The 26,544-nt window shown below is 27.9% G+C and carries 39 protein-coding genes and 2 pseudogenes; 37 read left to right on the top strand and 4 right to left on the bottom strand.

Features of this window, described 5'->3' with window-relative positions:
- Window positions 1-152 precede the first annotated feature (152 nt).
- The 11 genes and pseudogenes from KGF42_RS10625 to KGF42_RS10575 all read left to right on the top strand — a co-directional run bounded on the left by KGF42_RS10625 (window position 153) and on the right by KGF42_RS10575 (window position 11,411).
- Complete coding sequence (locus KGF42_RS10625) at window positions 153-1,643, top strand: 4Fe-4S dicluster domain-containing protein (protein WP_227826294.1); 1,491 nt, start codon at window positions 153-155, stop codon at window positions 1,641-1,643.
- Window positions 1,644-1,911: 268 nt separating this feature from the next.
- Window positions 1,912-2,118, top strand: a pseudogene (locus tag KGF42_RS10620) (iron hydrogenase); the annotation flags it as partial.
- A gap of 70 nt (window positions 2,119-2,188) precedes the next feature.
- Window positions 2,189-2,338: pseudogene (locus KGF42_RS10615) on the top strand (MBL fold metallo-hydrolase); the annotation flags it as partial.
- A gap of 118 nt (window positions 2,339-2,456) precedes the next feature.
- The gene (locus KGF42_RS10610; RefSeq protein WP_054272897.1) at window positions 2,457-2,648 is read left to right on the top strand and encodes a hypothetical protein; all 192 of its coding nucleotides are present in this window, start codon (window positions 2,457-2,459) and stop codon (window positions 2,646-2,648) included.
- Window positions 2,649-2,870: 222 nt separating this feature from the next.
- The gene (locus KGF42_RS10605; RefSeq protein ID WP_227823094.1) at window positions 2,871-3,221 is read left to right on the top strand and encodes a DUF6483 family protein; all 351 of its coding nucleotides are present in this window, start codon (window positions 2,871-2,873) and stop codon (window positions 3,219-3,221) included.
- Between the two features lie 259 nt (window positions 3,222-3,480).
- Entirely contained in the window at window positions 3,481-4,986 is a 1,506-nt protein-coding gene (locus KGF42_RS10600) for a DUF1846 domain-containing protein (protein ID WP_054272899.1), read from the top strand.
- Between the two features lie 403 nt (window positions 4,987-5,389).
- On the top strand, window positions 5,390-6,487 hold the full coding sequence (gene dinB / locus KGF42_RS10595; protein WP_227823080.1) for a DNA polymerase IV: 1,098 nt from the start codon (window positions 5,390-5,392) through the stop codon (window positions 6,485-6,487).
- A 252-nt stretch (window positions 6,488-6,739) separates the two neighbouring features.
- On the top strand, window positions 6,740-7,876 hold the full coding sequence (locus KGF42_RS10590; RefSeq protein WP_227823081.1) for an ABC transporter ATP-binding protein: 1,137 nt from the start codon (window positions 6,740-6,742) through the stop codon (window positions 7,874-7,876).
- A complete protein-coding gene (locus KGF42_RS10585; RefSeq protein WP_227823082.1) occupies window positions 7,869-9,416 on the top strand; it encodes a glycine betaine ABC transporter substrate-binding protein in 1,548 nt (515 codons plus the stop codon). The genes KGF42_RS10590 and KGF42_RS10585 overlap by 8 nt, the downstream gene beginning before the upstream one ends.
- Before the next feature lie 334 nt (window positions 9,417-9,750).
- Complete coding sequence (locus tag KGF42_RS10580) at window positions 9,751-10,617, top strand: cation diffusion facilitator family transporter (RefSeq protein WP_227826292.1); 867 nt, start codon at window positions 9,751-9,753, stop codon at window positions 10,615-10,617.
- A 140-nt stretch (window positions 10,618-10,757) separates the two neighbouring features.
- Window positions 10,758-11,411 (top strand): aldo/keto reductase, encoded by a 654-nt coding sequence (locus KGF42_RS10575; protein WP_227826291.1) that lies wholly within the window; start codon window positions 10,758-10,760, stop codon window positions 11,409-11,411.
- 138 nt (window positions 11,412-11,549) lie between these two features.
- Here KGF42_RS10575 and KGF42_RS10570 read toward each other — a convergent pair whose 3' ends face one another.
- Entirely contained in the window at window positions 11,550-12,668 is a 1,119-nt protein-coding gene (locus tag KGF42_RS10570; RefSeq protein WP_227826290.1) for a site-specific integrase, read from the bottom strand.
- Window positions 12,669-13,066: 398 nt separating this feature from the next.
- Complete coding sequence (locus KGF42_RS10565) at window positions 13,067-14,110, bottom strand: hypothetical protein (RefSeq protein ID WP_103927984.1); 1,044 nt, start codon at window positions 14,108-14,110, stop codon at window positions 13,067-13,069.
- A gap of 534 nt (window positions 14,111-14,644) precedes the next feature.
- On the opposite strand from KGF42_RS10565, the gene KGF42_RS19855 reads away from it, so the two are divergent.
- Window positions 14,645-14,779 carry a hypothetical protein gene (locus tag KGF42_RS19855; RefSeq protein WP_255650948.1) on the top strand — a complete coding sequence of 45 codons (135 nt, stop codon included), beginning with the start codon at window positions 14,645-14,647 and terminating at the stop codon, window positions 14,777-14,779.
- On the opposite strand, the gene KGF42_RS10560 is transcribed toward KGF42_RS19855, so the two are convergent.
- Window positions 14,776-15,171, bottom strand: a complete 396-nt coding sequence (locus KGF42_RS10560) for a helix-turn-helix domain-containing protein (protein WP_227826289.1) — start codon at window positions 15,169-15,171, stop codon at window positions 14,776-14,778. The two genes, KGF42_RS19855 and KGF42_RS10560, sit on opposite strands and share 4 nt — an antisense overlap.
- 175 nt (window positions 15,172-15,346) lie before the next feature.
- Between KGF42_RS10560 and KGF42_RS10555 the strand changes: the two genes are divergently transcribed.
- The 3 genes from KGF42_RS10555 to KGF42_RS10545 all read left to right on the top strand — a co-directional run bounded on the left by KGF42_RS10555 (window position 15,347) and on the right by KGF42_RS10545 (window position 16,767).
- Entirely contained in the window at window positions 15,347-15,556 is a 210-nt protein-coding gene (locus tag KGF42_RS10555) for a hypothetical protein (RefSeq protein WP_227826288.1), read from the top strand.
- A 79-nt stretch (window positions 15,557-15,635) separates the two neighbouring features.
- On the top strand, window positions 15,636-16,403 hold the full coding sequence (locus KGF42_RS10550) for a phage antirepressor (RefSeq protein WP_131043406.1): 768 nt from the start codon (window positions 15,636-15,638) through the stop codon (window positions 16,401-16,403).
- A 115-nt stretch (window positions 16,404-16,518) separates the two neighbouring features.
- On the top strand, window positions 16,519-16,767 hold the full coding sequence (locus KGF42_RS10545; protein ID WP_227826287.1) for a hypothetical protein: 249 nt from the start codon (window positions 16,519-16,521) through the stop codon (window positions 16,765-16,767).
- Here the strand turns inward: KGF42_RS10545 and KGF42_RS10540 are convergent.
- Entirely contained in the window at window positions 16,764-17,597 is an 834-nt protein-coding gene (locus KGF42_RS10540) for a hypothetical protein (protein WP_227826286.1), read from the bottom strand. The genes KGF42_RS10545 and KGF42_RS10540 overlap by 4 nt on opposite strands.
- Before the next feature lie 69 nt (window positions 17,598-17,666).
- Here KGF42_RS10540 and KGF42_RS10535 point away from each other — a divergent pair, with 69 nt between their 5' ends.
- The 22 genes from KGF42_RS10535 to KGF42_RS10430 all read left to right on the top strand — a co-directional run bounded on the left by KGF42_RS10535 (window position 17,667) and on the right by KGF42_RS10430 (window position 26,536).
- Entirely contained in the window at window positions 17,667-17,864 is a 198-nt protein-coding gene (locus KGF42_RS10535) for a helix-turn-helix domain-containing protein (RefSeq protein ID WP_227826285.1), read from the top strand.
- A gap of 16 nt (window positions 17,865-17,880) precedes the next feature.
- A complete protein-coding gene (locus KGF42_RS10530) occupies window positions 17,881-18,210 on the top strand; it encodes a helix-turn-helix domain-containing protein (protein ID WP_227826284.1) in 330 nt (109 codons plus the stop codon).
- Between the two features lie 132 nt (window positions 18,211-18,342).
- Window positions 18,343-18,516, top strand: coding sequence for a hypothetical protein (locus tag KGF42_RS10525; RefSeq protein WP_227826283.1), 174 nt, complete (start codon window positions 18,343-18,345; stop codon window positions 18,514-18,516).
- 148 nt (window positions 18,517-18,664) lie between these two features.
- Window positions 18,665-18,907 (top strand): hypothetical protein, encoded by a 243-nt coding sequence (locus KGF42_RS10520; RefSeq protein WP_227826282.1) that lies wholly within the window; start codon window positions 18,665-18,667, stop codon window positions 18,905-18,907.
- A gap of 79 nt (window positions 18,908-18,986) precedes the next feature.
- Entirely contained in the window at window positions 18,987-19,262 is a 276-nt protein-coding gene (locus KGF42_RS10515; RefSeq protein WP_054272196.1) for a hypothetical protein, read from the top strand.
- Window positions 19,252-19,833, top strand: coding sequence for an ERF family protein (locus tag KGF42_RS10510; RefSeq protein WP_227826281.1), 582 nt, complete (start codon window positions 19,252-19,254; stop codon window positions 19,831-19,833). Before KGF42_RS10515 ends, KGF42_RS10510 begins: the two co-directional genes overlap by 11 nt.
- Window positions 19,834-19,847: 14 nt before the next feature.
- A complete protein-coding gene (locus KGF42_RS10505) occupies window positions 19,848-20,741 on the top strand; it encodes a DnaD domain protein (protein WP_227826280.1) in 894 nt (297 codons plus the stop codon).
- Window positions 20,742-20,786: 45 nt separating this feature from the next.
- On the top strand, window positions 20,787-21,161 hold the full coding sequence (locus KGF42_RS10500) for a hypothetical protein (RefSeq protein WP_227826279.1): 375 nt from the start codon (window positions 20,787-20,789) through the stop codon (window positions 21,159-21,161).
- 6 nt (window positions 21,162-21,167) lie between these two features.
- Window positions 21,168-21,320, top strand: a complete 153-nt coding sequence (locus KGF42_RS10495) for a hypothetical protein (RefSeq protein ID WP_227826278.1) — start codon at window positions 21,168-21,170, stop codon at window positions 21,318-21,320.
- 17 nt (window positions 21,321-21,337) lie between these two features.
- Window positions 21,338-21,595, top strand: coding sequence for a hypothetical protein (locus KGF42_RS10490; RefSeq protein WP_227826277.1), 258 nt, complete (start codon window positions 21,338-21,340; stop codon window positions 21,593-21,595).
- Between the two features lie 15 nt (window positions 21,596-21,610).
- Window positions 21,611-21,964 (top strand): hypothetical protein, encoded by a 354-nt coding sequence (locus KGF42_RS10485; protein ID WP_227826276.1) that lies wholly within the window; start codon window positions 21,611-21,613, stop codon window positions 21,962-21,964.
- Window positions 21,933-22,082, top strand: coding sequence for a hypothetical protein (locus tag KGF42_RS10480; protein WP_227826275.1), 150 nt, complete (start codon window positions 21,933-21,935; stop codon window positions 22,080-22,082). Before KGF42_RS10485 ends, KGF42_RS10480 begins: the two co-directional genes overlap by 32 nt.
- Window positions 22,069-22,518: a hypothetical protein gene (locus KGF42_RS10475; protein ID WP_227826274.1), complete on the top strand. Its 450-nt coding sequence runs from the start codon at window positions 22,069-22,071 to the stop codon at window positions 22,516-22,518. Before KGF42_RS10480 ends, KGF42_RS10475 begins: the two co-directional genes overlap by 14 nt.
- Window positions 22,519-22,620: 102 nt before the next feature.
- The gene (locus KGF42_RS10470; RefSeq protein ID WP_018112752.1) at window positions 22,621-22,779 is read left to right on the top strand and encodes a hypothetical protein; all 159 of its coding nucleotides are present in this window, start codon (window positions 22,621-22,623) and stop codon (window positions 22,777-22,779) included.
- Window positions 22,772-22,954, top strand: a complete 183-nt coding sequence (locus tag KGF42_RS10465; protein WP_227826273.1) for a hypothetical protein — start codon at window positions 22,772-22,774, stop codon at window positions 22,952-22,954. Before KGF42_RS10470 ends, KGF42_RS10465 begins: the two co-directional genes overlap by 8 nt.
- A gap of 164 nt (window positions 22,955-23,118) precedes the next feature.
- Window positions 23,119-23,340, top strand: coding sequence for a hypothetical protein (locus tag KGF42_RS10460; RefSeq protein ID WP_227823362.1), 222 nt, complete (start codon window positions 23,119-23,121; stop codon window positions 23,338-23,340).
- Window positions 23,337-24,332, top strand: coding sequence for a nucleoid-associated protein (locus tag KGF42_RS10455; protein WP_227826272.1), 996 nt, complete (start codon window positions 23,337-23,339; stop codon window positions 24,330-24,332). The genes KGF42_RS10460 and KGF42_RS10455 overlap by 4 nt, the downstream gene beginning before the upstream one ends.
- Window positions 24,333-24,340: 8 nt before the next feature.
- Entirely contained in the window at window positions 24,341-25,060 is a 720-nt protein-coding gene (locus KGF42_RS10450) for a phosphoadenosine phosphosulfate reductase family protein (RefSeq protein WP_227826271.1), read from the top strand.
- A 2-nt stretch (window positions 25,061-25,062) separates the two neighbouring features.
- Window positions 25,063-25,455 carry a hypothetical protein gene (locus KGF42_RS10445; protein WP_227826270.1) on the top strand — a complete coding sequence of 131 codons (393 nt, stop codon included), beginning with the start codon at window positions 25,063-25,065 and terminating at the stop codon, window positions 25,453-25,455.
- A 77-nt stretch (window positions 25,456-25,532) separates the two neighbouring features.
- Window positions 25,533-25,814 carry a hypothetical protein gene (locus KGF42_RS10440; protein WP_227826269.1) on the top strand — a complete coding sequence of 94 codons (282 nt, stop codon included), beginning with the start codon at window positions 25,533-25,535 and terminating at the stop codon, window positions 25,812-25,814.
- Window positions 25,801-26,007: a DUF6877 family protein gene (locus KGF42_RS10435; RefSeq protein WP_227826268.1), complete on the top strand. Its 207-nt coding sequence runs from the start codon at window positions 25,801-25,803 to the stop codon at window positions 26,005-26,007. Before KGF42_RS10440 ends, KGF42_RS10435 begins: the two co-directional genes overlap by 14 nt.
- A gap of 121 nt (window positions 26,008-26,128) precedes the next feature.
- Window positions 26,129-26,536 carry a RusA family crossover junction endodeoxyribonuclease gene (locus KGF42_RS10430; RefSeq protein WP_227826267.1) on the top strand — a complete coding sequence of 136 codons (408 nt, stop codon included), beginning with the start codon at window positions 26,129-26,131 and terminating at the stop codon, window positions 26,534-26,536.
- The last annotated feature ends 8 nt before the right edge of the window (window positions 26,537-26,544 follow it).

Raw genomic sequence — 26,544 nt, 5'->3', positions numbered from 1 at the left:
ATATCAATAATATTATATAATAAAATATAGAAATATTATATATATTCGATAAAATAAAATTTAAATATATAATATTTTATGTATATATTAATAAAAGGACATATTATGTTATAATGGTATCGTATAAAATCATTTACGGGGGTGGTATTAAAATGTTTCAATTTGAAACACAAATACACAAATTAAGACATGATGTTTTAATTGCAATAGCTAGGCTTGGAAAAGAAGATAACCTTACAAGAGAAGCAATGGATAATATTCAGTATGAAATAATAAAAGGTGAAAAACCTACATACAGATGTTGTGTTTATAAAGAAAGAGCCATAATATCTGAGAGAGTAAATGTAAGTATGGGATTAGAACCAGGTCAAGATAAGATAGATTTAGATACAATGGATATAGAAGAAGATGAACAAATTATATATATTTTGGAAGCTGCATGTGATAGTTGTCCAATAAATGAATTTACAGTAACCGATATTTGTAGGGGATGTCTAGCACATAGATGTAAAGAAGCTTGTAAATTTGGTGCTATAACACATGTTGGAGGCATGGCTTATATAAATCATGAATTATGTAAGGCTTGTGGAATGTGTAAAAAAGCTTGTCAATATGATGCCATCTCTGAGGTTGTTAGACCATGTAAGAGTGTTTGCCCAACTAATGCCTTAGGGTTTGATAGAGAGAATATGAAAGCTATGATACATGAAGGTAAATGTTTAAACTGTGGGGCATGTATGTCAGCATGCCCATTTGGAGCAATATCTGATAAGAGTTTGATAGCTCCTGTAGCTAGAAAATTAGTCCAAAAAGAGAAAATGTACGCAGTAGTAGCTCCTGCTATAACAGGTCAAGTTGAAGCAAATGTTACGTATGGTCAAATAAAAAATGCTATAAAATCATTAGGCTTTGTTGATGTGTTAGAAGCAGCTTGTGGAGCAGATGCAGTTACAGTTCATGAAAGCTTAGAGTTTGCTGAAAGAATGGAAAAGGGAGAAGCTTTTATGACAAATTCTTGTTGTCCAGGATTTGTTGGTTATATAGAAAAGACATTCCCAAATCATGTAGGAAAAATATCTTCTACAGTGTCACCTATGATAGCTAGTGGTAGATTTATAAAAAGTTATGAACCAGATGCTAAAGTTGTATTTATAGGACCATGTACAGCTAAAAAGAGTGAGGCAGCCAAGAAAGAATTAAAAGGAGCTGTTGATTATGTGCTTACTTTTGAAGAAATAATGGCATTATTTGAAGCATTTGATATAGATTTGGCTAAGTGTTCAAATGAAGATATAGATGATGCATCAATTTTTGGAAGAGGTTTTGGAGCTGCTGGTGGTCTTACAAAAGCTATAGAGAATTATCTTGCTGAAAAAGGTATAGGTGTTAATTTTGAACCTGTAAAGATTTCTGGTTCAAGAGAAATCAAGAAAACTATGACTATGGCTAATTTAGGAAAGCTAGAAGGTAATTTTATAGAAGGGATGATGTGTGAAGGTGGATGTATAAATGGTTCTGGTAAATTTTTATCAGGTGCAAAAGTTAAAGCCACTTTTGATAGAAAAAATTCTCAATCAACTAAGAAGAGTGTTCTAGCAAATACAAAGATAAAAGATTTCAGTAATATAAATTTAGAAAAATAAAGATAATACAAAGAATACATATTGTTAATAGAGTTGTTCTAAGTTGCAGTTTAACTTTTGGACAACTCTATTTTTATTTATATATTTAATTATTGTGTAATTTAAAATAAAAGTTATATACACTTAAAATAAAAATTACATATATAATATTTTGTATATAACTTAACAAAGTATATGCCTATGTTATAATAATTTGTAGAAATAAATAAAAAATACAATATACATAGTGGTAGAAATATAGCAAAAAAGATGTGATTTAGTAGATTATGTACTTACTTTTGAAAAACTAATGGCATTATTTGAAGCATTTAATATAGATTTATCAAAATGTTCAAATGAAGACATAAATGAGGGGTCAATTTTTGGAAGAGGATTTGGAGCATCTGGTGGGCTTGCTAAATCAATACAGAATTATATTACTGAGAAGGGTATTAGTTTTGATTTTGAAGCTATAAATTTAGAAAGAGAATCTTAATTTTTATAAAAAAACAGTATAAAGAACAATATAGTTTATAAGTGTATTGTTCTTTTTTTTATGATGCCACAAATATGCTGTGATTACCTGTTCAGAGAAAAAAGTTCCAGATGAAAAGGTTTTGAAAATATTACGACATTTGAATGTAAAGATTTTTTTAACTTCTGATGGAGATGTAGTTATCAATAGTGATGGTAATAAGTTGAGCCTAAAACAATAGTTTTTTGAAAAAATATTTTAAAAAATTTTAAAAAATCATTAGCAAATATTACCCCTTCAACATAGTATATTTTAGGAGTTGAAACTCCACATACAAAATGACTAGGAGGTAACATATTATGTTGGATAGATTTTTTGGTGAAGGCGGATTTGGCGGATGTGCTTGGTGGATAATAATATTATTCTTCTTATTCTTAGCATTCCAAGATTGTTGGGCTGAAATGGACTTATGTGCATGGATACCTTTCTTAATATTATTATTAATCCTTTGTGAATGTGGTGACGGTTTTGACGGAGGATGTGGATGCTAAAAAAATCAATTTAGATGATTTAACGAAGATTATGATGGGTATAATTAAAATACCAAACCAATCACAATCTAGTGTTTGAAGGTAGTCGGAAATCCCCCGCTGCCTTCTTTTTTTATTTTTCAAAATTTATTTTTGGATTATTTCATTTACATACAATAATTTTTTCTATAAAGTCTGATATAATTAAAAAGAAAATAAATTTTATTTATAGGAGATGTAAAAATGGCTATAGTGGATAAGATTTTCAATGAGATAAAACTTATGGTCGCAAGACTTTTATTGGGGAAAAAATACAGTGAATATGAAGAAAAAGACTTAGTATACAATACAGAAGAAGAAGTTATACTTATAACTTTAAAACGATTAGTTTTTCAGGGGAATGTGAACGAGGCAGAAGAAATTTTATTTGATAAGGCTAACACTGTAAATAGTGAAAATATGCAGTATATAGCAATAGAATTTTATACTATGCTTATGGAAAAAACTGATGAAGAATTAGAGGCTATGAATTTTTCTAAACAAGAAGTTTATCAAGGGATAAAAGATATTAGGAAGGTATTAAACTTAGAATAAAAGATATATGAGAATATTGAAATAAATTAATGCTAAGGTGAGAATATTATATTTATATATATAAATATAATATTCTTATTTTATTAGTTATATAAGTATATCTTATTTACTATAAAACTATCTTGAAAAAAATTAATCTTAATTGTATAATATTACTTTAAGTGAAAAAGTATTAACATTTTTTATAAGATGTTTTACTAAAAAAATATATATAAATATACTGTTATCAATAAGAAATTTAATTTAGTGAGGTGTTAATATGAAAGTAGGATTTGACCACAAAAAATATTTAGAAGAGCAGTCTAAATATATCTTAGAAAGAGTAAATAATTTTGACAAGCTTTATCTAGAGTTTGGAGGAAAATTGATGGGAGACCTTCATGCAAAAAGAGTACTTCCAGGATTTGATGAAAATGCAAAGATAAAAGTTTTACAACATATGAAAGAAAAAGTTGAAGTTGTAATTTGTGTCTATGCAGGAGATATAGAAAGAAACAAAATAAGAGGAGACTTTGGTATAACTTATGATATGGAAGTCTTAAGATTAATAGATGATTTAAGAGGTTACGAACTAGATGTAAATAGTGTAGTAATTACTAGGTTTGAAGGACAACCTGCCACAACTGTATTCATAAATAAGTTAGAGCGTAGAGGCATTAAAGTTTATAAACATTATCCAACAAAGGGATATCCATCAGATGTTGAGACTATAGTTAGTGATGAAGGCTATGGAGCAAATGAGTATATAGAAACTACAAAACCAATAGTAGTAGTAACAGCACCAGGACCTAATAGTGGAAAACTTGGTACTTGTTTAAGTCAGCTATATCATGAAAATAAAAGAGGTAATGTAGTTGGATATTCTAAATTTGAGACATTCCCAGTTTGGAATGTACCTTTAAAACATCCTTTAAATATAGCTTATGAGGCAGCTACAGTTGATTTAAAAGATGTAAATATGATAGATTCATTCCATCTTGAAACTTATGGTGAAATGTCAGTAAACTATAATAGAGATTTAGAATTATTCCCAGTACTTAAAAAAATAATAGAAAAGATAACTGGAAAAGAATCAATTTTCCAATCTCCAACAGATATGGGTGTTAATAGAGTTGGGTTTGGAATAATAGATGATGAAGTAATAAGAGAAGCTTCTATAGAAGAAATAATAAGAAGATACTTTAAAACTGCTTGTGAGTATAAAAAAGGACAAGTTGATAAAGGTGCTTATGATAGAATGAAAATGATTATGGAAGAACTTAACTTAAAGCCGGAAGATAGAAATGTTGTATTACCTGCTAGAAATTACAGTAATAAACTAAAAGAAAGTGCGGATAAGAATGATACTTGTCCAGTAGTTGCATTAGAATTGGAAGATGGGACAATATTAACTGGTAAGGGTTCTGACTTAATGAATGGAACAGCAGCTGCTGTATTAAATGCAATTAAATACTTAGCTAATATATCTGATGATATGCATTTAATATCACCTGTAATATTAGAACCTATTATAAATCTAAAAACAAAAACTTTAGCTAGTAGAAATGTTTCACTTAGTTGTCAAGAGGTGTTAACTGCACTTAGCATTTGTGCTGTAACTAATCCAACTGCACAATTTGCTATGGAAAAGTTAACATTATTAAAAGGGTGTCAAGCTCATTCTACTACTATATTAAATAGAGATGATGAACAAACATTTAGAAAACTTGGTATAGATGTAACTTGTGACCCAGAGTATCCTTCACAAAATCTTTACTATAGTTAAAATTATATAAAAAAAATATGGGCTGTTTTAAAGTAATAGTCTGAGCAGTCCATTACAATTATAGTAAAATCAGTAGGCTGTCTTGTATAAGGCAGTCTTTTGTTTTTAAAACATCCCATTTAAATTAAATATATATACTGTTATCCATAAGGAATTTTAAATTTAGTTCCTTGGAATACTTATTGTAAAGCTTTTATATAGTTTTTGCAAGTGTTTTTAAGTATTTTTTATAAATTATATTGAAGTTAACTGATTATATACATGTTTATGTGTGGAAAATGTTAATATATAAAGAAAGTGATGAAAAAATAACATAAAGAAACATAAGTTTGGTATAATTAAAAGGGAATAAAACAGTAATCTAAATAAACTCAATCTATTTTTACTTTAAAAGGTGATAAGAATGGAACTTCATAGAAAAATAATTCATATAGATATGGATGCTTTTTATGCATCTATAGAACAAAGAGATAATAAAAAACTAAAAGGAAGACCTGTTATTGTTGGTGGAAATCCACAAAGCAGAGGTGTGGTTGCAACATGCTCTTATGAAGCTAGAAAATTTGGTATCCATTCAGCTATGCCATCAGCTGTAGCTTATAATAGATGCCCATATGCAGTTTTTGTAAGACCTAGATTTGATGTATACAAGAGTGTGTCAGAGCAAATAAGAGAGATATTTTATAGATACACAGATTTAGTTGAGCCGTTGTCTTTAGATGAAGCTTACTTAGATGTAACGAAAAATAAAAAAAATATTGATTCATCAATTGAGATAGCAAAGCAAATAAAAAGAGATATACTTAGAGAAGTTGGTCTTACTTCTTCAGCTGGTGTGTCATATAATAAATTTCTTGCTAAGATTGCATCAGATTTAAAAAAACCTAATGGCTTAACTGTAATAACCGAAAAAAATGCCCAAGACTTTTTAGATAAATTACCTGTGAATAAATTTTTTGGAGTTGGAAAAGTCACCTCAAACACTCTTAAAAATTTAGGTATAAAAACAGGATATGATTTAAGGTGTTTAAATTTATTTGAACTTGAAAATATATTCAAAAAAAGAGGTTACGAATTATATAAATTCGCAAGAGGTATAGATGATAGACCAGTAGAGCCAAATAGAGTTAGAAAGTCTATTGGAGCAGAGACTACGTTAAGTCATAATTTAGATATTGATGAAGAAGAAACACGCAATATTCTTGATGAACTTTGCGAAGAAGTATGTCATAGATTAAAAAACTCTGAGAAGTTTGGAAAGACATTAACATTAAAAATTAAATATGAGGATTTTACAAAAATAACCAGAAGCCTTAGTCTAGAGCATTATATTGACGAATACAACGATATAAGAAGTGGTGTAGATAATTTATTGAGAAATGTTGAGATGAATGGAAAACAAATCAGGCTATTAGGAGTTACAATGTCAAATTTAAGCGACAAAAAAGAAACTTACAAAGATATTACTTTATTTGAGTACATGGAGAGTATTCAACTATGAGTTTTGTTTAAATAAATTGGCACTAGTTTTAATAATAATTAAGGCTAGTGTTATTTTATGAATATTTTTATACTTTTTTTTTGACATTATATATTATATACTATATAAGTACTTTATATTTGTAGCAATATTCAGATATATAGTGACCTAAAAGTCGTACTTTGTTTACATAAATAAAATAGTATGATATAATTATAAAAACAACTTATCGTGTTGACAAAGGTTGCTTGTTGAAAAAGGGGATGATAAATTATGATAGAGATAAAAAATGTAACCAAGAAGATAGGAAATAATGTGATATTAGATGATATTTCTCTAGTCGTAGAAACAGGAACATTGGTGGTTCTGATTGGTTCAAGTGGTTGTGGTAAAACGACTACTTTGAAGCTTATAAACAAATTAATAAAACCTACGTCTGGTGAAATATATATTAATGGCAAACCAATTTCTCAGGAAAATGAAATAGAGCTTAGAAGAACAATAGGATATGTTATACAGAACACAGGCCTATTTCCTCACCTTACAATAAAAGAAAATATAGAGTTAATTCCACGCCTGAAAAAGGAAAAATCCGTTGAAGAAATTGAGAAAAGAACATTGCAACTACTTGAGATGGTAGGTCTTAGTAGTGATGAATTTTTAAACAAGTATCCTTCAGAACTTAGTGGTGGACAACAACAAAGAATCGGTGTTGCAAGAGCCATTGCTACTGATGCTGAAATAATATTGATGGATGAGCCTTTTAGTGCTTTAGACCCAATAACAAGAACATCTTTACAAGAACAATTATTTTCTCTTCAAGATGAATTGAAAAAAACTATAATATTTGTAACTCATGATATGGACGAGGCTTTAAAGATAGCTGATAAAATCTGTATTATGAAAGATGGAAAAATAGCGCAATATGATACTCCAGAAAATATACTTAGAAATCCTGCTAATGATTTTGTAAAAGATTTTATTGGAGAAGATAGAGTTTGGGATAATCCAGAATATATAAAAGCAAGAGATATTATGATAAAAAATCCTATTGCTGTCAATTCAACGAGAACTGTAACTCAAGGGATAGAAATTATGAGAACAAGTAAGGTTGACAGTTTGTTAATCATAGATAGAGCTAAGACATTAAATGGTATTGTTACTGTAAAGGATATGAAAGACATTGATGATAAATCAATATTACTTGCTGATATTATGTCAAGAGAGCCTTTACATGTAAATGAAGAAGATAACTTAGTTGAGATACTGAATGTAATGAACCGTAATTCAGTTGGATATATTCCAGTTGTTTCTAATGAGAATAAACTTGTGGGGCTAATTACTAGAAGTAGTTTACTTTCAGTTTTAAGTGAACAATTCTTAGAAATGGAGGTGAGTGTCCTTGGATAATTTTTTTAACTTTATACTATTACAAAAGGATAAGATTATAGAGCTTTTAATACAACATATGAGTTTAACTGTTACATCTATTTTGATAGCTATAATAGTTGGTGTTCCTCTTGGGATAATTATTTCAAGAATCGCGTCTCTTAGAAAAATTATACTTGGATTTGTAAACTTAGTCCAAGCAGTTCCATCTATGGCACTTTTGGGTCTTCTTGTACCAATACTTGGGATAGGAAGTAAACCAGCAATATTTATGGTAGTAGTTTATTCATTATTACCAATTGTAAAAAATACGTATATAGGTATAACGAGTATTGACCCAGTAGTATTGGAATCGGCTAAAGGGATTGGTCTTACAAGAAATCAAACTTTATTTAAAATACAATTTCCTTTAGCACTTCCCATAATAATGGGTGGGGTTAGAATATCTGCAGTTACAGCTGTTGGTTTGATGACTCTTGCAGCATTTATAGGTGCTGGTGGTTTAGGATATTTAGTATTTTCAGGTGTTCAAACTGTAAATAATAATATGATTTTAGCAGGAGCAATTCCATCATGTATAATTGCATTACTAGTTGATTATTTATTTAGTAAGATTGAAGTTGCAGTTACTCCAAAAGGTTTAAATCCAAAAGCACCAAAGAAAAATTATATAGCACTTAAAGTAGTATCTGTTGTAGTAGTTGTTTCAATGTTGTTTGTTGTTTTTAGCTCAAGTTTTTCAAGCAAAAAAGATACAATAACTATTGGTTCTAAAGATTATACAGAACAACTTGTACTTGGTAATGTTTATGCTGAATTGATAGAAAAAAATACGAATCTAAAGGTTAATAAGAATTTAAATCTAGGTGGTTCATCTGTTGCATTTAATGCAATTAAATCTGGTGAACTAGACATGTATGTAGACTATACAGGTACACTTTTGGTAAATGTAATGAAACATACTCCAATTAAAGATGCTGATGAAGCATATAATGTTGTAAAAGATACTATGGAAAAAGAAAATCAGTTAACTCTACTTGACCCTCTTGGATTTAATAATACTTACACATTAGCCATGATGCCTGAAACTGCTGAAAAGTATGGAATAAATACTATTTCTGACTTGACTAAATACAGCAAAGACTTTACTTGCTCACCAACTTTAGAGTTTGAAAATAGAGAAGATGGTCTTATAGGACTTTCTAGAGATTATAATTTAAAATTCAAAAATGTAAAAGCAATGAATGGAAGTTTAAGATATACGGCTTTAGATAATAATGAATCTCAGGTAATAGATGCATTCTTAACTGATGGTCTTATTAAAAAATTCAATCTTAAGATACTAGAAGATGATAAAAACTTCTTTGCACCCTATTATGCAGCTCCATTAGTGAGAGAAGATACTTTAAAGAAATATCCTGAGTTGGAAAAAGTAATGAATATGCTTTCAGGAAAAGTAAATGAAGAGACTATGAGAGAACTTAACTATCAAGTTGATGAACTTGGTAAATCACCAGAAGATGTTGCTCATTCATTCTTAGTTAAAGAAGGCTTAATATAAAAAATTAATAGTTTATATCAAAAACTTAAGTGGGTGTCTCGAAATGAATTTTTAATTCATGAGGCACTCTTTTTGTGTGAAATCAAATATATTTTTATCATTTCAACAATGAAAAAGAGGCTTATCTCTATTTTGAGACAGCTTCTTATTTTTATGTATACCAAAACTATACCTAAGCTTTTTATTTATAATTAAGTTTCAAATTGAATGAACAAGTACAACCAATTTTGAATATAAATATAGTAAATGTGCTTATATACAATTTTCTTGTCTAGTTGATTGACATTGATACATAGTATTTTTCTAATTAAATCGAAAGGAGGAGTAAATTGTTATGGATAACTATAAGAAAGTGAAGCAAGTATTATGGATAATTTTATTTGCTAATTTTTTAGTAGCATTATTAAAAATTATTATTGGCAACCAAATCAAAAGTTATAGTATGACAGCAGATGGATTTCATTCTCTGTCAGATGGAGCATCAAATATAGTGGGTCTCATAGGTATTTTCTTTGCATCTAAGCCAAAAGACAAAAATCATCCTTATGGACACAAAAAATTTGAAATTATAACCAGTTTATTTATCAGTGGTATGTTGTTTGTTATAGCAATTAATATAATTCTTAGTGCAGTATTAAGGATAACTAGTCCGATTGCACCTTCTATAACAATAGAAAGTTTAATTGTTCTAATCATTACACTTTTTATAAATATTTTTGTATGTATGTATGAATATAGAGTTGGTACTAAATTGAATAGTTATGTTTTGATTTCAGATTCCCTGCATACAAGAAGTGATATATTTGTGTCTCTAGGAGTATTAATTACTTTAGTTGGTGTCAAGTTAGGATTTCCAGTAATAATAGAATCTATAGTTCCTATTATTATTTCTGCAGTTATAATTTATTCAGCATATGGAATATTTAGGCCATCTATTGGAATTTTGGTCGATAGAGTAGCTGTAGATGAGGACTATATAAGAGAAATTGTGTTTGAATTTAATGAAGTAAGGGATGTTCACAATATCAGAAGTAGAGGTAGCAAAAGTTCTATTTACATTGATATGCATGTAATGGTAGACCCATTTATAAGTGTAGAACAGTCTCATGATTTAACACACAAAATTGAGAAACAAATACAAGAAGAGATTAATGAAAATGCTCAAGTAATAGTCCATATTGAACCTTTTTATAGTTTTTAATTTAACTATAAAGTGTTAATTGTAAAAAAATATAATTTATAAAAAAAATATTATACCATAAATAATTTATAAAAAATATTTATGGTATAATATTTTTTATAAAGAAATTAAGTCTTAATATATCTAAGGAGGAATTTATAATGAGATACGTTGAATATGGAAAGACTGGGAAAATGATTTCAGTAGTTGGTTATGGAGGATTAAGGTTTGATTTAGACAAAAGTAATCAAGAAAATGCCGATTTAGTTAAATATGCATATGAAAAAGGTATTAATTATTTTGATACAGCTCCAGGGTATTGTGATGACAGAAGTGAAGATATATTCGGACTAGCCTTTAGACAAATGATAAAGGAAGGTAAAACCGATTTCTATGTATCAACTAAAGAAAAGCCAAAAGTATGTGATACATCAGAAAAAGCTATAGCTGCTGTAAAAAAATCAATAGAGCGATTAGGCGTATCTAAAATAAATTTTTATCATGTATGGAATATTAGAAGAATGGAGCATTACGAGCTAGCAATGAGATCAGGAGGTCAATATGAAGGATTATTAAAATGTAAAGAAGAAGGATTGATAGACCATATAGTATTCTCATCTCACCAACCAGGAGATGAAGTTATAGATATTTTAGGTGAAAATAAGTTTGAAGGTGTAACTATGGGAATTAATATATTAAACTTTCCATATAGGCTAAAAGGTGCTAAGTATGCTGTTGATAATGGATATGGTGTTGTAGCTATGAATCCATTAAGTGGTGGAACTATTCCAAAATATAATAATAAATACTTATAAATAAGTATAAATAGATGTTAAAACGTGTAGTTTTAGCGATATTTAAAAGAAATTATTATAAATTAACTGACTGACATTTAACTGACAAAACCCATTTTTTTAGGTTCAACTGACATTTAACTGACAGCCAGTAATCATTTATTTGAATAATATTTTACTTAAATTATCAGATGCTTTTTTGTCCATTTCTTCTAAAACATGAGAGTATCTGTTCATAGTTATTTGTATATCTGTATGACCTAACCTTTCTGAAACAACCTTCATGTTAGTACCTCCTAACAAAAGCAAACTTGCATTTGTATGTCTTAAATCATGCATCCTAATATTTCTTAAATTATTTTTTTTAATAAATCTATGAAAAGATTTTCTTAATGTAGATGGTAAAAATGGATTATAATCTTTGTTTAAACAAACTAAATTATTTTCATTTTTAAGTACACCTTGTAATTTTAATTTATTTTGTCTTAATTTTTCAATCTTTAGTTTTTCTATTAGCTCATCAGGAGCTGACAATGTTCTTCTTGATTTTGTTGTTTTAGGTTCTTTAAATTCTATTTTATTATTAGCGTATATAAGTGTTTGACTTACACTTACAGAGCAGATATTTAAATCAACGTCAGTCCATCTAAGCCCAGTAGCTTCTCCTAGTCGCAAACCTAATATCAGCATTAGTAAAATAGGTATTTCTATGTTACTATTATTTAGTTTTTCTATCAACAATAAAGCTTCTTCTCTATTATATATTTCAATCTTAGAAGAATTTTCTTTATGAGGAAGTTTTACAAAATCACATGGATTTTCATTTATTTCTCTTAATCTGTGTGCTTCTTTCAGAACAGAACTTATAAAACGATACCTTATCTTTGAGCTACTAAAAGTACAATTATTAAAAGTTGTATTTATAAAAGTTTGAATTAAAACAGGATTTATATCTATAAGTTTTGTATCTTTAAAAAAAGGTTCTATATAATTATTAACCCAAGATTTTCTATTTACAGTTGTGTAAGGAGACCAATTGTTTTCATTTGTTATTATGTACTTATAACATCTCTCTACAAGAGTTATGTTATTTGGAGCTATAAACTTATTATTGTTTATAGTGGATTTTATTTCAATTAAATGTTTTTCAGCATCCTTTTTCTTTTCATAACTTCCATAACTTTTTTGTTTCTTTTTGCCAGTTTCTTCTTCCACATATTCCACATATACATGAAATTTTTCCCCTCTTTTTCTTATAAAAGCTGATTTGATATTCATATGTAGACACTCCCTTTATAAGTTTTTGATAAGAATTTTACTTCTCCCAAAGTAATAAAAATAAAATAAAATGAATGTTTTTCAACATAAAGCATACAATATAAAAACAAAATACCTATTGAAAAAACGTCCAAATAGCAATATAATTTAATTAAGAAGAGAGGGGAGGTGTTACAATGTTATATAAAATATTACATTATTTTTCAAAATATAACTTAGTATTGCTAGTTTATTTTTTAATATTATATGCTGTTTTTAAATTAGTTTACGCTAGTTACGTAACACTTATTTTAACAACCCTGCTCTATATTTTATTAATTAAAAAGAATATATTAGTTTTTGATTCGAGCTGGTTAAAGAGAAGAAGATAAAATTATCTTCTCTTTTTTATGTTAATTTTAAGCATTATTTTCATCATCATTAGATTCATCTGTTGAAACTTCTGGATTCAATGATTTATTTATTTTTATCATTTCACTTAGAACTATATTTGATGTTTCTATCTTAAGAGTTTTAATATCATCTCCATATATATCTTTAATTTCCTTATATATTTCCATTTCTTCTTCAAATTTTATTTTTTTACTTTCTTTTTTCTTTTCATATATTTTTTCTAAAATACTCATTAAACCAGGAACTTCAAAACCAAAAGCTTTACCCCCACCAACTACTACATTTAATGCTAATAATATTTTGATAATATCCCAAATATGCGTTGTTATAATTTCTAAAAAACCTGGAGATTGGACATTGATTTTCATTTTAACACAATTTGAAACATCTAGTTCAGAATCAAAAAACATTTTTTGAAGCATAAATAAATTTTTTCCAACTTTTTGTTGAGTTTTTACATCTACTTTTAAGTGAGTAATTCCGTCTTTTATATATAAATTTTGAAGTGTTCTGTCTATTACATCTGCATAATTACAAGCATTTACAATAGTATGATGTGCTTGAAACATTTTAAATAAAAGGGGGTCTAAATCATCTCTATAGATATCTTTTATCCATTTAACATTTCTTCTTTTAACATAATCACATTTTTCTTCATTGATATCTTCTTCTGTTAATTCATGTAGACATAAATCAGAAGTTATTTCTCCAAAAGAAATTATAGTAGAGCGGTCGCTAGGAATCATAACAATATCTCCAATTTTCATCTGTGTTACAAATCTTTTTATAGAATTAATAATTAGACCCGGCTTATCAACCTTATATTCTTTACGAATTTTATCTTTAAGTTCCCATTCTAAATCTTTGTTTTTTTCTATTTGAGCAAATTCATTTTCATCACTAAATTCATTCCAACCAATACCAATAAAACTTTCTACCTTAAATTGTTCCCATAAATCACCACCATCAGTACGAACTAACCAATATTGTCTATCCTTATCTATTATTGGTATATTAAATGATTCTAATAATTCTTCATTTTCAAACACTATTCTACCCTCCTAATTTAGTTATGTAAAATACACTCCCCATCTTAAATTGCTTCTTAATTAATTATATAATAACATATATTATTTTAAACAAAATAAAAAAGACTATAAATAATAAAGTTTCATCTTTACTATATATTTGTTGTTAATACAATTTTAAATTATTTAAAACTTTTTATGTAAATCGACTTTTTTATTTTTATCATATAAAAATTAACAAAAATTATAAAAAATATTATATAAACAAGAAAATGCAAAAAATTATAATTAAAAAGACGATTAATAATATATAGGAATGGAAAAAATAACCAACACTCTACAAATTTCGATTTTTTTATTACAATTACGCTTTTTTTATTGCATTTAGAAAATAAAAGTATTATTATAAAGGTAAGATAATTATCTAAACACAATTCTGAATAATTAAAAAACATTTCTAGAAATGAAAATACATAGTTATATGATTTTATTGAAATTCGTTGGAATTTTCTAACTAAAAATGAGAACGTAAGTTCTTGTAACAGGGGGATATATATGGATAAGTTAAATGAAAGTATTAACGAAGAACGCATCAAAAAGACTCTAGAAGAATTAGAGTTATTATTAGAATTGGATGTTGAGTTTTTTGAAAGTTTATTAAAAAAAATAGAAAAGAAAGAAGAGTTCTAATTCTCTTCTTCTTTTGTTTTTACTATATAAGCATTATCAATCATTTTTTCTATAGCGTTTCTATCATCATCATTGAGAGAGTATATTTTTTTCACAAGTTCTTTAACTTTTTTATCAGCATCTGAATTTTCGATTATATCAAAAGTTGTATTAGTTGTATTAACTTCGTCATTAACTGTATTTCTTACATTGCTTCTACATAGTAAATAGTCTACTGATACATCAAAATAGTCAGCGATATTTTTTAATGTATCTTGGTCAGGAAATCTTCTATCACTTTCCCAATTACTTACAGCTACTTTTGTAACATTTAATATTTTCCCAAGTTCTTCGCCTGTTATTCTTTTTTCACTTCTTAAATTTTTCAATCTGTTTCCAAATGTGTTAGTCATAGTATTCACCTTCCGTTTTAATAATTAACTAAATGATAACATGTTATTAGCAAAATGATAACTATTGTTAGCAAAATGTATATTTTTATTAAAAAATTCATAAAAAACTATTGACAGTTAGCAAAATGTTAACTATAATTAAGTTAACAAAATGAAAACAAAGAGAGGTGACAAAATGGTTAACAATCTTGCTAGATATAGAAAGTTTATGGAAATGTCACAAAAAGAAATGGCAACTGTGGCTAACATGTGTCTGACATCATATTATATGAAAGAAAAGGGAGCTAGAGAGTTCACTCAAGCAGAAATGTTTAACATATATAATTGCATAAAAAAAAGAGTACCAGAAGTAACAATAGAGGAGATTTTTTATAGAGAAAGTTAGCAAAATGAAAACAAAGAGGTTGGAAGAAAAGTACCTTGAAAATTAAATATAAAATATTTTAAAAAGGAGGCAGATAAACATGAATAATTTACAAACAATTAAAGAACAAGAATTATTAGGTAAAGAATTTAAAGTTTATGGAACTTTAGAAAATCCACTATTTTTAGCTAGAGATGTAGCTGAATGGATAGATTACAGTAAGACAAGCGAAGGATACTATAATACTTCTAAAATGCTAATGAGTATAGATGAAGATGAAAAAGTGACTATTACAAATAGTAATAGTGGTGGAAATAAATTATTTTTAACAGAAGATGGGTTGTATGAGGTTTTGATGCAAAGTAGAAAACAAATTGCTAAACAATTTAAAAAAGAAGTTAAAAAGATACTAAAAGAAATTCGTAAAACCGGAGGATATATACATACAACTGAAGATATGTCAGACGATGAAATTATGGCAAGAGCATTACAAGTAGCTCAAAGAAAAATAGAAAGTAAAAATAGAGAACTTGAAGAAAAAAATAGATTTATCAATCAAATAGCATCTTCAAAAAATAGTTTACTTGTGAGGGAGGTAGCAAAAGTAATTTCTAAAAGTAACGGAATAATAATTGGTGAGAAAAGGCTATATGAAAAATTAAGAGTATGGGGTTTGGTATTTAAAAATTCAACTGAACCAAAACAATTTGCAGTGGAAAAAGGTTATTTAGAAACTGTGGAAGGTACTAGAGAGACATCAACAGGTGTATTTACCTATAGAACAACAAGAGTTACAGGAAAAGGTCAAGAGTACATTCTAAAAAGATTATTAAAGGAAGAAGAAGAACAATTATCAATGTTAAGTTAAAACATGACAGCACTTTGAAAACTAAATACAGAATATTCTTAAAAATAAAATCATATGGAACTGAATTTATATATCAATAATTCAGCTCCAATAACTGCAAAATAGGAGGTTTCTAATGAAATATAATAAAAGTAAAGTAACAAATTTTTTAATATTAGCATTTGTTACTTGTTCAATCGTAACAACAACTATTATAAGTCTAAGAAATATTCAAAACTATAAAGTAATAATGAAAAATCTAAATATAATTGAAAGAAACGATAAAATCATTAAACGAAATGATGAAATTATTAAATCTAATCAAAATAATATTAGAAAATATCAAAAAATAATTTTAGATTTGCAAAACAAAATACAACACTAGTTATTTTCTAATTTAAAATTTTCATCTATTTTCTTTAGATGTTCAAGGATAGCTTCATTTGTTTTTCTATTTGCTTTAGTTTCGTCTAATATGTCTTGTAGAAGTTCAGTTTTGTTTCTCTCTTCTTCATAAATTTTATCTAAGATGTTACCTGATGTAATAGAAAAATATGCATTAAATGCCAAAGGAATAAAAAGAGTTATAGCAAATTGTTTAATTTTTTCTTTGCATTCAGCCGATTGTAATTTAGATAATAGTTTTTTTAATATATTAGATATTTCAGTATCAATATCTCCTGACTCAGTGGCATTATCAATAATGCCATTAAAAGAATCTAAGATAACATCTTGGTCTAAATATACAGATTCAATATCATATGATTGAAATTTATTCATAATACTTTCAGTTAGTTGTACAAATCCGTAAATATTATTTTTAATAGAATAATTAATAGAATTACTTAGATTACCAGAGAAAATTTCAGAACTAGTAATAGAATCTAAAAATAACTGGTTCGTTTCATATATCGTAGATATAGCAGGTTTAAGTATTTGATTTATATTAAATTCATTAGAACGAATTATTTGTGATACTTGTTCAAATGAATTCATATGGTCAATAAACTTGCCTTGATTTCCTATAGATATAAGTTCTGGTTTAGGGATGTTTATCTGAGTTATTTGAGATAAATTCATATTGTGTACTATATTATTTTTAAAACTTGATTTAATAATAATTTCTGCAGGATTTATAAATAGTCTTTTTCTTCTTTCTTCCTGTTCACGGATTTTATAAAAAGGGTCAATAATCTTTTTATATTTGTCTGACAAATTATGCACCACCTTTAAATATATTTGGTATTTAAACCATATATAAATTATAACATAAGGAGATATTAAATGGGAATTGATGGAAATTTAAAAAAGATTTTAAAAGAAAGAGATATAAATGTTCTGAATTTGTCAAAAGAACTAAAAATAGAACCAAGTAATTTATATAGAATCACAAGGGGTGAAAATAAAAATCCAACTGTAAACACTCTAATAAAAATAGCTGATTATTTAGATATTACATTAGATGAACTAGTTGGAAGATAGAAAGGGTGAGATAAAAGTGAGTGTAGCATTACAATTCATAGATACAAAAGACTTAGTACAAGAGCTAATGCGAAGAGACGATACAACAGACATCATCAAGATGTTTTTAGATAGAGAAGGAATTAAAAGAATGAATTTAGTTACATTAAAAGAGTTTAAAGAATACTTGAAAGTGTCAGATGTAACAGCAAGAAACATGATAAAAGAAGCAGAAGCACAAAATTTATATACAGTCATCAAAGTTGGAGTAAGTTACAGAGTAGATTTAATTTCTTTTGAAGAATATGTAATGAAAAATGTACTAAAAGATAAGAATGTAATGAAAAAAAGAAAGGGGGTGATTTAGTTGACTCTAAGATGGTTTCTAAGATTTTGTAAAAAACATAAAAAAGTACCTACACCAAAGTTTTACATAGAGTGTGTAGCTTATATGGAAGAATGTAAACAAAGAGGACCAGAACTTTAAGGGGGATTGAACATGGAAGTTTTAAAAGTTAATTTTAATTTAGAAAATATTGAAGTAGGTAAAACAATAAGAATCAATTCATTGTATGAAGGCGAAAGAGATTGCATTATAGTGGTAGCAACTGAAAACGAATTAAACTTAGCCTATCTTAATAAAGAGAGAGGCGTATTGAATATCAAGCATTAACAGTAGAAGATATTCAAGATAACTATTATAAGATTAAATTTTTAAATTAGGAGGAAATAAAATGGCAGCTTTAATAATGGTAGGTTTATTTGCGATATGTTTAGTAGGATTAGTACAAAATAGAGATTAAGTGAAGGGGTGTATTTAGATGGAAGCAGCTAGATTAATAGCAATAGGTCAAATCAAACAGGCTGAAAAAGAAATAAGTAGATTGCAAGGAACAAGAAACAACAGTAGTTTAATGTGGTGGGAAGCTGTTAAGTTTGCAAGTGAAAATATATTACAAGGGTTGGAACATGATATAGAGCTAGAAGCATCAACTGAATTTAGGGAGTTTATGATAACACAAGAAGAACTTGAAAGAGATAGACCTATAGATGTTCAGATATAAGAAAAGAGCCATTACGACTGGCTCTAATCAAAAGGTAAATCAAATTTATGTAGCTATATTATAGCACAAGGGGGAAGAAATGAAAACTAGAAATGAGATAATTAAGGATTTAGAAGATAGATTATTTTTTTCAAAGTTTACGATAGTTGATGAAATTGATTGGGACGAAAGGTTTGGAGAAATATCAGCATTAGAATTTTGCATAGATAAACACAAGGAAGGGTGGACTTTGAAACAATTCAAAGAGAATTTAGAAAAGCAATCAAAAAATATGTATGGTGATTATATAAATGGCTTTATGTCAGTTTTAAAAAGGAATATAAAAGATATGGAGCGTGATGGAATTGGAAACTAATATTTACATTAAATTGATGGATGTAAGAGTTAAATTTAGTAAGTTGAATCTAAAGAAAAGTGGAGAGAATAAGTTCGCTAACTTCAAGTATTTTGAGTTAGCAGACTTCTTACCACAAGCAACAGACTTATTAGAAGAAGTTAAATTATGCCCTATAGTGACCTTTACAAATGACTATGCAACACTAACATTAATAAATGGAGAAAACCCATCAGAACAGATTGTATTCACTTCTCCAATGCGAGACTTACAACTTAAAGGTTCTAATGAATTACAAGCACTAGGAGGTATAGAGACCTATCAAACTAGATATTTATATATTCAGTTACTTAATATAACTGAGAATGATACTTTTGACGCAACTAGTGGCAAAAATGAAGCTAAAAGTAATTCTAACAATAGAATTTTAACAGATAAACAATTAAGTAGGTTATATGCAATAGCAAGTAATGCAAATGTTGATAAAGAAAGTTTGAAAGAAAAAGTATTTAAAAGATTTGGAAAAGAGATAAAAGATTTAACAAAACAAGAGTATGACACTATTTGTAATGCTTATGAAAATAAGCAATAAGGGCAGGTGATATTGTGGGGATTATAAGAGTAAGCAAAGACAAAGATAATCCATATGTAGTTTTAAATAAAACTTGTTTGGAAGATGTAAAATTAAGTTGGCAAGCAAAAGGCTTACATTCATATCTGATTAGTAAGCCCGACCATTGGAAAATCTATGTTAATGACCTATATAAAAGAAGTAAAAATGGAAGGGATGCTACAGCAAATATTTTAAAAGAACTTATAGAAAATGGATATGTAACAAGAAAACCTTGTAGAGATTCTAATACTAATAAGATGCTTGGAGGATATGATTATCAAGTATATGAGATACCACTTGAAAATCCTCAGAAGCTAAAATCCCGAAAAACTGATTTCCCGGAAACCGAATTTCCCGGAAACCGGGTTTCTCGGAAACCGGAAAACACGGAAGTAGTAAGTAATGACTTTAAAGTAAGTAATGATGTTACTACTATTGTTATTAACGAACAATCCAATAAAGATAAAACCACCTACATAAAAAAATACTTTGAAAAATATATAGGTGTGATTACTCCTAACAACTTCTTAGAGTTACTAAGTTATTTAGATGATGGCATGGAAGCTGAGGTTATCATAAGAGCTATTGATGAAGCAATAGCGAATGGAGTTAAGAATTATAAATACATTAAAACAATATTAAATAATTGGATAGAAGCAGGTGTAAAAACTAGTTTAGAACTTACAGAGTATCAAAAAGAGTTTGAGAAAAGGAAGAAGAATAAGCAGGAGAAGAAACAGTCTAATAATAAAGTTGTGAATACTCCTAGTAAAATTAAAAAAACTAACTTTCATAATTTTGATGAAACATTTACTAAGTATACAAGTGATGAGCTAGACGACATTATTAAGAAAAGTCAAAAAGAGAAGTTTGGAGTAGGGAGTTAATATAACTATTAACTTCCTAGAAGTTAAAAATTGGAGGAATAGAAAGTGGAATTTAGTGAACAAATTATAAAAATTCTAGATAATTTAAGCGATAAAGTTGGAATGACTATTGATTGGTCTAACACTAATATATTTCCATATTTACAAACATTAACTACTAAGTGTATTAATTATGAGGTATCTACAAGTATATTTTGGATAGTTATATGTGTAATTGGAATAGTTGTTGGTGCTTTATTGATTTATATAGATTGGAAATATGATAAAGGGGATTTTCCAGTATTTATAGCTCTTGGTTTATTTTTCATAGTTCTTTCTGTTGTTTTTATGATTATACAATCAATAGATATAATAACAGCAAAGACATTCTCAGAAAAAATTATACTTAATTATTTGCTAGAAATTAAGGAGGAGATTTAAAAATATATGCCTAGAGGAGTAAATAAGATGCTTGTAAGGATTGCAGTTTTAATAAATTTAGTTTGTTTAGGAATAAATACATCAACAGGAAATCTGAATGGAATAATGGCAAATGGATTTTGTGCAGTAATAATATTGTTAGTAAATAACTTAGATTAACGCTGGAGGTACTAGGAATGATAATAATTAGAAGTCAAGATAGATTAGATTTAATGAGAGTTAATAGAGTTGAAATAAGTAATAAACAAGTATGTGCAGTGTTTGAAGAAGAATCAAATGCTAGAGAAATAGGTAGGTATAAATCAGAAGAAAGAGCTATTGAAGTATTAAACAGAATACAGGAGGCTATTATTGCAGGAACTAAGTTTGACATTATAAATAAAGACGGGGTTAGATGCAACAAAGAAAAAGTGTTTGAAATGCCAGTTGAATAAGGAGGGGGCGAAGATATGGCTAAAATTTGGATGGACGCAGGAGAATTGTTAGAAAAAACTATTGATATAGAAGATATGTTTGGATGTAATCTAAGTAAAATGAGAAATAAAAGTAAACAAAAAGGTTTAGTTGGTAGAACAAATTCTAAAGGTCAAGGAAGAAAAAGTAAGAAAGTAGAGTGTACTAACATTATTACTGGAGAGAGTAAAATATTTGTCAGTGCTGTCGAAGCAAGTAAATATTTATATTTTACAGAACTTCATATTGCTCGTCTAGCAAGAACAGGAAAGACTACTAAAAATGGTTGGAAAGTTAGATATATTCAAGAGGTGTCAGATGGTATTAGCAAATGTGGAACAAGTAATTAAGTTAGCTGAAAAGATATTAAATAAGAAAAAGTGTTCTGTTAATAAGGCAATTGACACAGCTATAAAAATATTAAGTAGATATGAGTGCGAGGGGATGATTAGAAATGAGTTTAATTAAGTACAGAGGTTATGATTTTGAGAACGAAAAGTGGATTTATTCAGCAACAATAATGTGGAGTAATATACTTTTATGTTTAGTTATGTTGTCAGAATGTTGTGAATGGATAAAGGTTTGTAATGTCGGAATATGTTCTGGAACATGGGCTAGAAATAATCAAGAAATTTGTGAGGGGGATATATTGAAAGGATATGATAATTCTAGTGATACAAGTCAATATGGAATTGTAAAAAGAAATTTTGACAGCATTAAAATATATTTAGAATGGCATTATTTAAAGAAGTTTGAAGGAGAATGGATAGAGATTATAAATAAAACAGAAATATATCATAGTAGAGATTACAAAGTAGTTGGTAATGAATATGAAAATTTAGAGGAAGTCAGAGCAGAGTTCTTAGAACGTAAGGAGAGTCTTGAGAATGAATATCTTAGCTAGTGTGATATTAGTAATAGGAAGTTTTATAGCTGGTAGGGTTTATGAGTATAGATTGAATCTAAAAGAGTGTGAAAATTGTGATAATAAAAGAGGTGTATAAGAATGGATGATAGATTGGAGATTTGCAAAAAAATGTTTCCTATCATTACTAAAAATACTAGATTACTTTGTCATTATTGTGATGGTAGAAATATTTGCAGTTATGATGAAGAAAAAGCTCATGAATTATTGAGAAATGAAGAGGGTGCTAAAAATGACTAATTTTGAAATGATAAAAAATATGAGTAAAAAAGAGTTGGCTGAATTTATAAACGAAATTGGTGATAGTTGTACTTGTTTTTACTGCAGTTGTCGATATCGATATGAAATTTGTGATGTAGATGAAAAATGTGTTGATGGATGCAAAGAGTGGCTTGATATGGAGGTAGAGCTATAAAAATTTGGAATGATGGAATAAGCAGAGAAATAGAAAGATTAAAAGGATTTTTATATACAGAAAATATCTAATTAAAACAGTTTAGAGAGTTGCAAAATGTCTTTTAGTATGAGTATTGTTGAAGTGTTTTGTAACTCTCAAAAATGAAAATAAGGGGTGAACAAATGTCAAAATATGTATTGAGATGGCAAAAAGGATTATTACTAGATGAACGCAAGATAAATTATTCATGTGGAAGTAAAGAAATGTTAAAACAAAAAGCAGAATTATTAGCTAAAGATGACAAGATACTGCTTGTAACAATAGATAAAGTTGAAGAAGTTATAAAGGATACTAGAAGTCAAAAAATGGTTGAATATTATTGTGATGGAGGAATTGAAATATGATAATACACAAATTTATAATACATGTTTTAGATAAGAATAGTGATACACCAATACTAAATGATTTTGAGGGTAGAGTCAGTCAAGATATTGAAGCTTTCTTTCAAAAGAAAATAAGCAAAGTATCAAGAGATAATGACATCAGAACAGCAGTATTTAATGACTATAGTAACAATTTAATTAAGAGTTGTTGTGAACAGATTATTTATGATGAAAGTTCGTTTTTAAATAACTCTAAAGAGATTGCAGCTTATTTATTTGATGTTATGAAGCTTAATGCTACATTAGAATCTTGCGACTTAGCAATTTGCTTATACTCTCAAAAAGACGAAAAGAAAGTTGCTATATTAAAACTTGATTACAACAAGTCGTATACTCATTCTATTAGTTTTGAGGATGATAAATTCAACATACAGATGTCAACTAATGAAGTTAATATACAAGAGACTAAAGCAATTAAAATAGGGGCAATTATTGGTTTGAGTGGAATCAATGATGAATACCATTTGAGTGTTTTAGACAAAGATGCAGAAAAGGAAGAAGGTAATTCTAAGTTTGTTACAGAGTTTTTAAATGCTACTAAAGTGAAAGATGATAAGTATAAGACTAAGATGTTTAAAGCTTTTGTGGATTCTTATATAGCAAATTTATATAGTGATATGAAACAGGGCGAAGACGTAAGAAGTATACTGCTTTACATGCTAAAAGAAAAGCAAAATCTTGATATAAATGAGTTCACTGAAAAGGCAATAAAGGAAGATTTAAAAGATAGTTTTAAGGACCATATAGAAGAAAAAGGAATTGAAAGTTTTAATATTGATAAAAAGTGGGTTGAGAAGAATCTGAAAAATCGACATATAAAAACGGATACAGGATTTGAGATAAAAGGCAAGATGGATGACTTTGAGGATTTTATGAAGTATGGTATTAGACATAACGGGAATGGAACTGTAGATATAGTTATTAAAAGTGTTAATTTCTATAATGAGAAGTAGGTGCTCATATGAAATATGTAGCTAGTTTTAGTGGAGGAAAAGATTCAGCAGCGATGCTCCTTCTAATATTAGAAAAGAAATTACCTCTTGATGAAATTGTATTTATAGACACAGGACTAGAGTTTAAAGAAATTTATGATATAATAGATGATTTTGAGAAAAGAATAAACTTTAAAATAACAAGAATTAAAGCAGAAAAAAACTTTGAAGAATACTTTTATACTGTTAATAAGCGAGGTAAGCGCGAAGGGCAAATATGGGGTTTTCCATACACCTTGGGAGCATGGTGTAATAGTAGATTAAAGATTGCTCCTGCCGATAAATATTTTAATTCTATAGGAGAACATAAAAGGTATATTGGAATAGCTTATGATGAACCTAATAGATACAAAAGGTTAGAGAATAATTGTATAGCACCACTTTACGAAGCAAAAATGACTGAAAAAGATTGCTTGAAGTATCTAGAAGAAAAAGGCTTTTACTATAAGATTCATCACAGGTTCAAACGAACAGGTTGCTACTTATGCCCTAAACAAAGTTTAGATAGCCTCAGAACATTAAGGAAATATTATCCAGATTTGTGGGGGGGTATGCTTAAATTGGATAAAGATAGTCCAGTACCTTTCAAAGCTGATGGAACTACAGTACATGACTTAGAAAAGCGATTTAGTAATGAAGATATAGAAAATGAAAGACAGATAAGTTTCTTTAGTAAAGGAGTGGTTTAGAAATGGATTTACCAGATAATGTTATCGAAATTGATATATTAAGAATTAATAGAAATAATGATAAGAAATGTAAGTGTAAGAATAGAGAATTTATAGTAGATACAGTCAATAAATCAGTTCATTGTTCAGAATGTGGATTTAGAGTAGAGCCATATGATGCGCTATATGAACTAGCAATGAACTTTGAAAGAGTAAATGGGCAAGTAAACACATTATTAAAACAGAGAAAAGAAATAGCTAGTTATAAACCACACTTAATAGTATTTAAAAGACTTGAAAGTAGTTACAGGGGTAAAAAAATGTTACCAGTATGTCCGATTTGTGGAGAAGCATTTTATTTTGAAAATTTAACTTCATGGATTAATAAAGATTTCTATGAAAGAAGAAAAAAATAAAATAAATAGTCAAGGTAAGTTTATGAATGAAACTAGAATATTATAGACTTACTTTGACTTATAAAAGAGGTGAGATTATGATTACTACTCAAATGTATAAGATAAATAATGAGATATATCTAGATAATCTATGTTTGGAAGAAAATAAGGAAATGACTATATGGGTAGAAAAGAAAAATACACATGAACTTATATGGTTAAAAATAGCAAATGTAAATGGAAAGTTAGCTATATTTGTACAAAATGTTGAAAATGCTGTAATAAAAGAATGGCAAGGTCGTAAAGAATATGAAAGAGTGCTAGGACAAATAGAAGATAAACAAGTTGAAAAAGGGGAAATATTGTATGAAGAATACTGAAAATAAAGTTGAGATAAACAACATACAAGAGTTAAATGATGCTCTAAATAAGTATAATTTCCCGTTTGGCATATTAGACGATATAAATGGAAGAATACTTGATTGGATGATTGATGGTGGAAATAAAGAAGATGCTTCTATCAAAGAAATATATAGATATGTTGAAAATTTTATAAATAGGTTTTGTGACTAGGAAGTGAGTTTATGAAACGAAGAAGATGCAGTTGGTGTGGTAAGTTATTTTATCTTGAGGAAAAATCTAAGGATGTTTATTGTTGTAAGGAATGTAGAAAGAAGGCTAAGAAGGTGAAAAAATGAAAGTTTTTCTTGTAATAGATGGAGAACCAGTTGGCAAAGAAAGACCTAGAATGAACTCTATAACTAAAAGGACCTATACACCTAATAAGACTAGAGATTATGAGGAGTTAATAAAATGGCTATATCAATCAAAAGTTAAACATTACTTTGAAGGTTATATAAAAATGACTTTAAGATGTTACTATTCTATAGCTAAAAGTAATAGTAAAAAAGTTAAAGAGCAGAAAAGAAATAATGTGTTAAGACCCAGTAAAAAACCTGACATTGACAATGTAGTCAAGATTATAGCTGACTCACTCAATGAGATAGCTTATAAGGATGATACACAGATTGTTGAGGTTGTAGCTAGTAAATATTATAGTGATAAGCCAAGGGTTGAGGTTGAGTTGGAAGATGTTATTTAAGGAGGGTT

Origin of the sequence: Clostridioides sp. ZZV15-6383 (assembly GCF_020657735.1) — a bacterium.
GTDB classification, from domain to species: Bacteria; Bacillota; Clostridia; order Peptostreptococcales; family Peptostreptococcaceae; genus Clostridioides; species Clostridioides difficile_D.
Note: the sequence above shows the minus strand (reverse complement) of the source record. Positions and strands in the feature narration are given on the sequence as shown.

Excerpts from the sequence above, each read along its gene's own strand:
- KGF42_RS10550 (WP_131043406.1), top strand. The coding sequence starts at position 15,636 with ATGAATAATTTACAAACAATTAAAGAACAAGAATTATTAGGTAAAGAA.
- KGF42_RS10590 (WP_227823081.1), top strand. The coding sequence starts at position 6,740 with ATGATAGAGATAAAAAATGTAACCAAGAAGATAGGAAATAATGTGATA.
- KGF42_RS10450 (WP_227826271.1), top strand. The coding sequence starts at position 24,341 with ATGAAATATGTAGCTAGTTTTAGTGGAGGAAAAGATTCAGCAGCGATG.
- KGF42_RS10490 (WP_227826277.1), top strand. The coding sequence starts at position 21,338 with ATGATAATAATTAGAAGTCAAGATAGATTAGATTTAATGAGAGTTAAT.
- KGF42_RS10465 (WP_227826273.1), top strand. The coding sequence starts at position 22,772 with ATGACTAATTTTGAAATGATAAAAAATATGAGTAAAAAAGAGTTGGCT.
- KGF42_RS10440 (WP_227826269.1), top strand. The coding sequence starts at position 25,533 with ATGATTACTACTCAAATGTATAAGATAAATAATGAGATATATCTAGAT.
- KGF42_RS10520 (WP_227826282.1), top strand. The coding sequence starts at position 18,665 with ATGGAAGCAGCTAGATTAATAGCAATAGGTCAAATCAAACAGGCTGAA.
- dinB (WP_227823080.1), top strand. The coding sequence starts at position 5,390 with ATGGAACTTCATAGAAAAATAATTCATATAGATATGGATGCTTTTTAT.
- KGF42_RS10580 (WP_227826292.1), top strand. The coding sequence starts at position 9,751 with ATGGATAACTATAAGAAAGTGAAGCAAGTATTATGGATAATTTTATTT.
- KGF42_RS10535 (WP_227826285.1), top strand. The coding sequence starts at position 17,667 with ATGGGAATTGATGGAAATTTAAAAAAGATTTTAAAAGAAAGAGATATA.
- KGF42_RS10610 (WP_054272897.1), top strand. The coding sequence starts at position 2,457 with ATGTTGGATAGATTTTTTGGTGAAGGCGGATTTGGCGGATGTGCTTGG.
- KGF42_RS10575 (WP_227826291.1), top strand. The coding sequence starts at position 10,758 with ATGAGATACGTTGAATATGGAAAGACTGGGAAAATGATTTCAGTAGTT.
- KGF42_RS10495 (WP_227826278.1), top strand. The coding sequence starts at position 21,168 with ATGCCTAGAGGAGTAAATAAGATGCTTGTAAGGATTGCAGTTTTAATA.
- KGF42_RS10480 (WP_227826275.1), top strand. The coding sequence starts at position 21,933 with ATGGTATTAGCAAATGTGGAACAAGTAATTAAGTTAGCTGAAAAGATA.
- KGF42_RS10435 (WP_227826268.1), top strand. The coding sequence starts at position 25,801 with ATGAAGAATACTGAAAATAAAGTTGAGATAAACAACATACAAGAGTTA.
- KGF42_RS10625 (WP_227826294.1), top strand. The coding sequence starts at position 153 with ATGTTTCAATTTGAAACACAAATACACAAATTAAGACATGATGTTTTA.
- KGF42_RS10485 (WP_227826276.1), top strand. The coding sequence starts at position 21,611 with ATGGCTAAAATTTGGATGGACGCAGGAGAATTGTTAGAAAAAACTATT.
- KGF42_RS10460 (WP_227823362.1), top strand. The coding sequence starts at position 23,119 with ATGTCAAAATATGTATTGAGATGGCAAAAAGGATTATTACTAGATGAA.
- KGF42_RS10555 (WP_227826288.1), top strand. The coding sequence starts at position 15,347 with ATGGTTAACAATCTTGCTAGATATAGAAAGTTTATGGAAATGTCACAA.
- KGF42_RS10525 (WP_227826283.1), top strand. The coding sequence starts at position 18,343 with ATGGAAGTTTTAAAAGTTAATTTTAATTTAGAAAATATTGAAGTAGGT.
- KGF42_RS10605 (WP_227823094.1), top strand. The coding sequence starts at position 2,871 with ATGGCTATAGTGGATAAGATTTTCAATGAGATAAAACTTATGGTCGCA.
- KGF42_RS10570 (WP_227826290.1), bottom strand. The coding sequence starts at position 12,668 with ATGAATATCAAATCAGCTTTTATAAGAAAAAGAGGGGAAAAATTTCAT.
- KGF42_RS10560 (WP_227826289.1), bottom strand. The coding sequence starts at position 15,171 with ATGACTAACACATTTGGAAACAGATTGAAAAATTTAAGAAGTGAAAAA.
- KGF42_RS19855 (WP_255650948.1), top strand. The coding sequence starts at position 14,645 with ATGGATAAGTTAAATGAAAGTATTAACGAAGAACGCATCAAAAAGACT.
- KGF42_RS10455 (WP_227826272.1), top strand. The coding sequence starts at position 23,337 with ATGATAATACACAAATTTATAATACATGTTTTAGATAAGAATAGTGAT.
- KGF42_RS10515 (WP_054272196.1), top strand. The coding sequence starts at position 18,987 with ATGAAAACTAGAAATGAGATAATTAAGGATTTAGAAGATAGATTATTT.
- KGF42_RS10475 (WP_227826274.1), top strand. The coding sequence starts at position 22,069 with ATGAGTTTAATTAAGTACAGAGGTTATGATTTTGAGAACGAAAAGTGG.
- KGF42_RS10545 (WP_227826287.1), top strand. The coding sequence starts at position 16,519 with ATGAAATATAATAAAAGTAAAGTAACAAATTTTTTAATATTAGCATTT.
- KGF42_RS10430 (WP_227826267.1), top strand. The coding sequence starts at position 26,129 with ATGAAAGTTTTTCTTGTAATAGATGGAGAACCAGTTGGCAAAGAAAGA.
- KGF42_RS10445 (WP_227826270.1), top strand. The coding sequence starts at position 25,063 with ATGGATTTACCAGATAATGTTATCGAAATTGATATATTAAGAATTAAT.
- KGF42_RS10600 (WP_054272899.1), top strand. The coding sequence starts at position 3,481 with ATGAAAGTAGGATTTGACCACAAAAAATATTTAGAAGAGCAGTCTAAA.
- KGF42_RS10470 (WP_018112752.1), top strand. The coding sequence starts at position 22,621 with ATGGATGATAGATTGGAGATTTGCAAAAAAATGTTTCCTATCATTACT.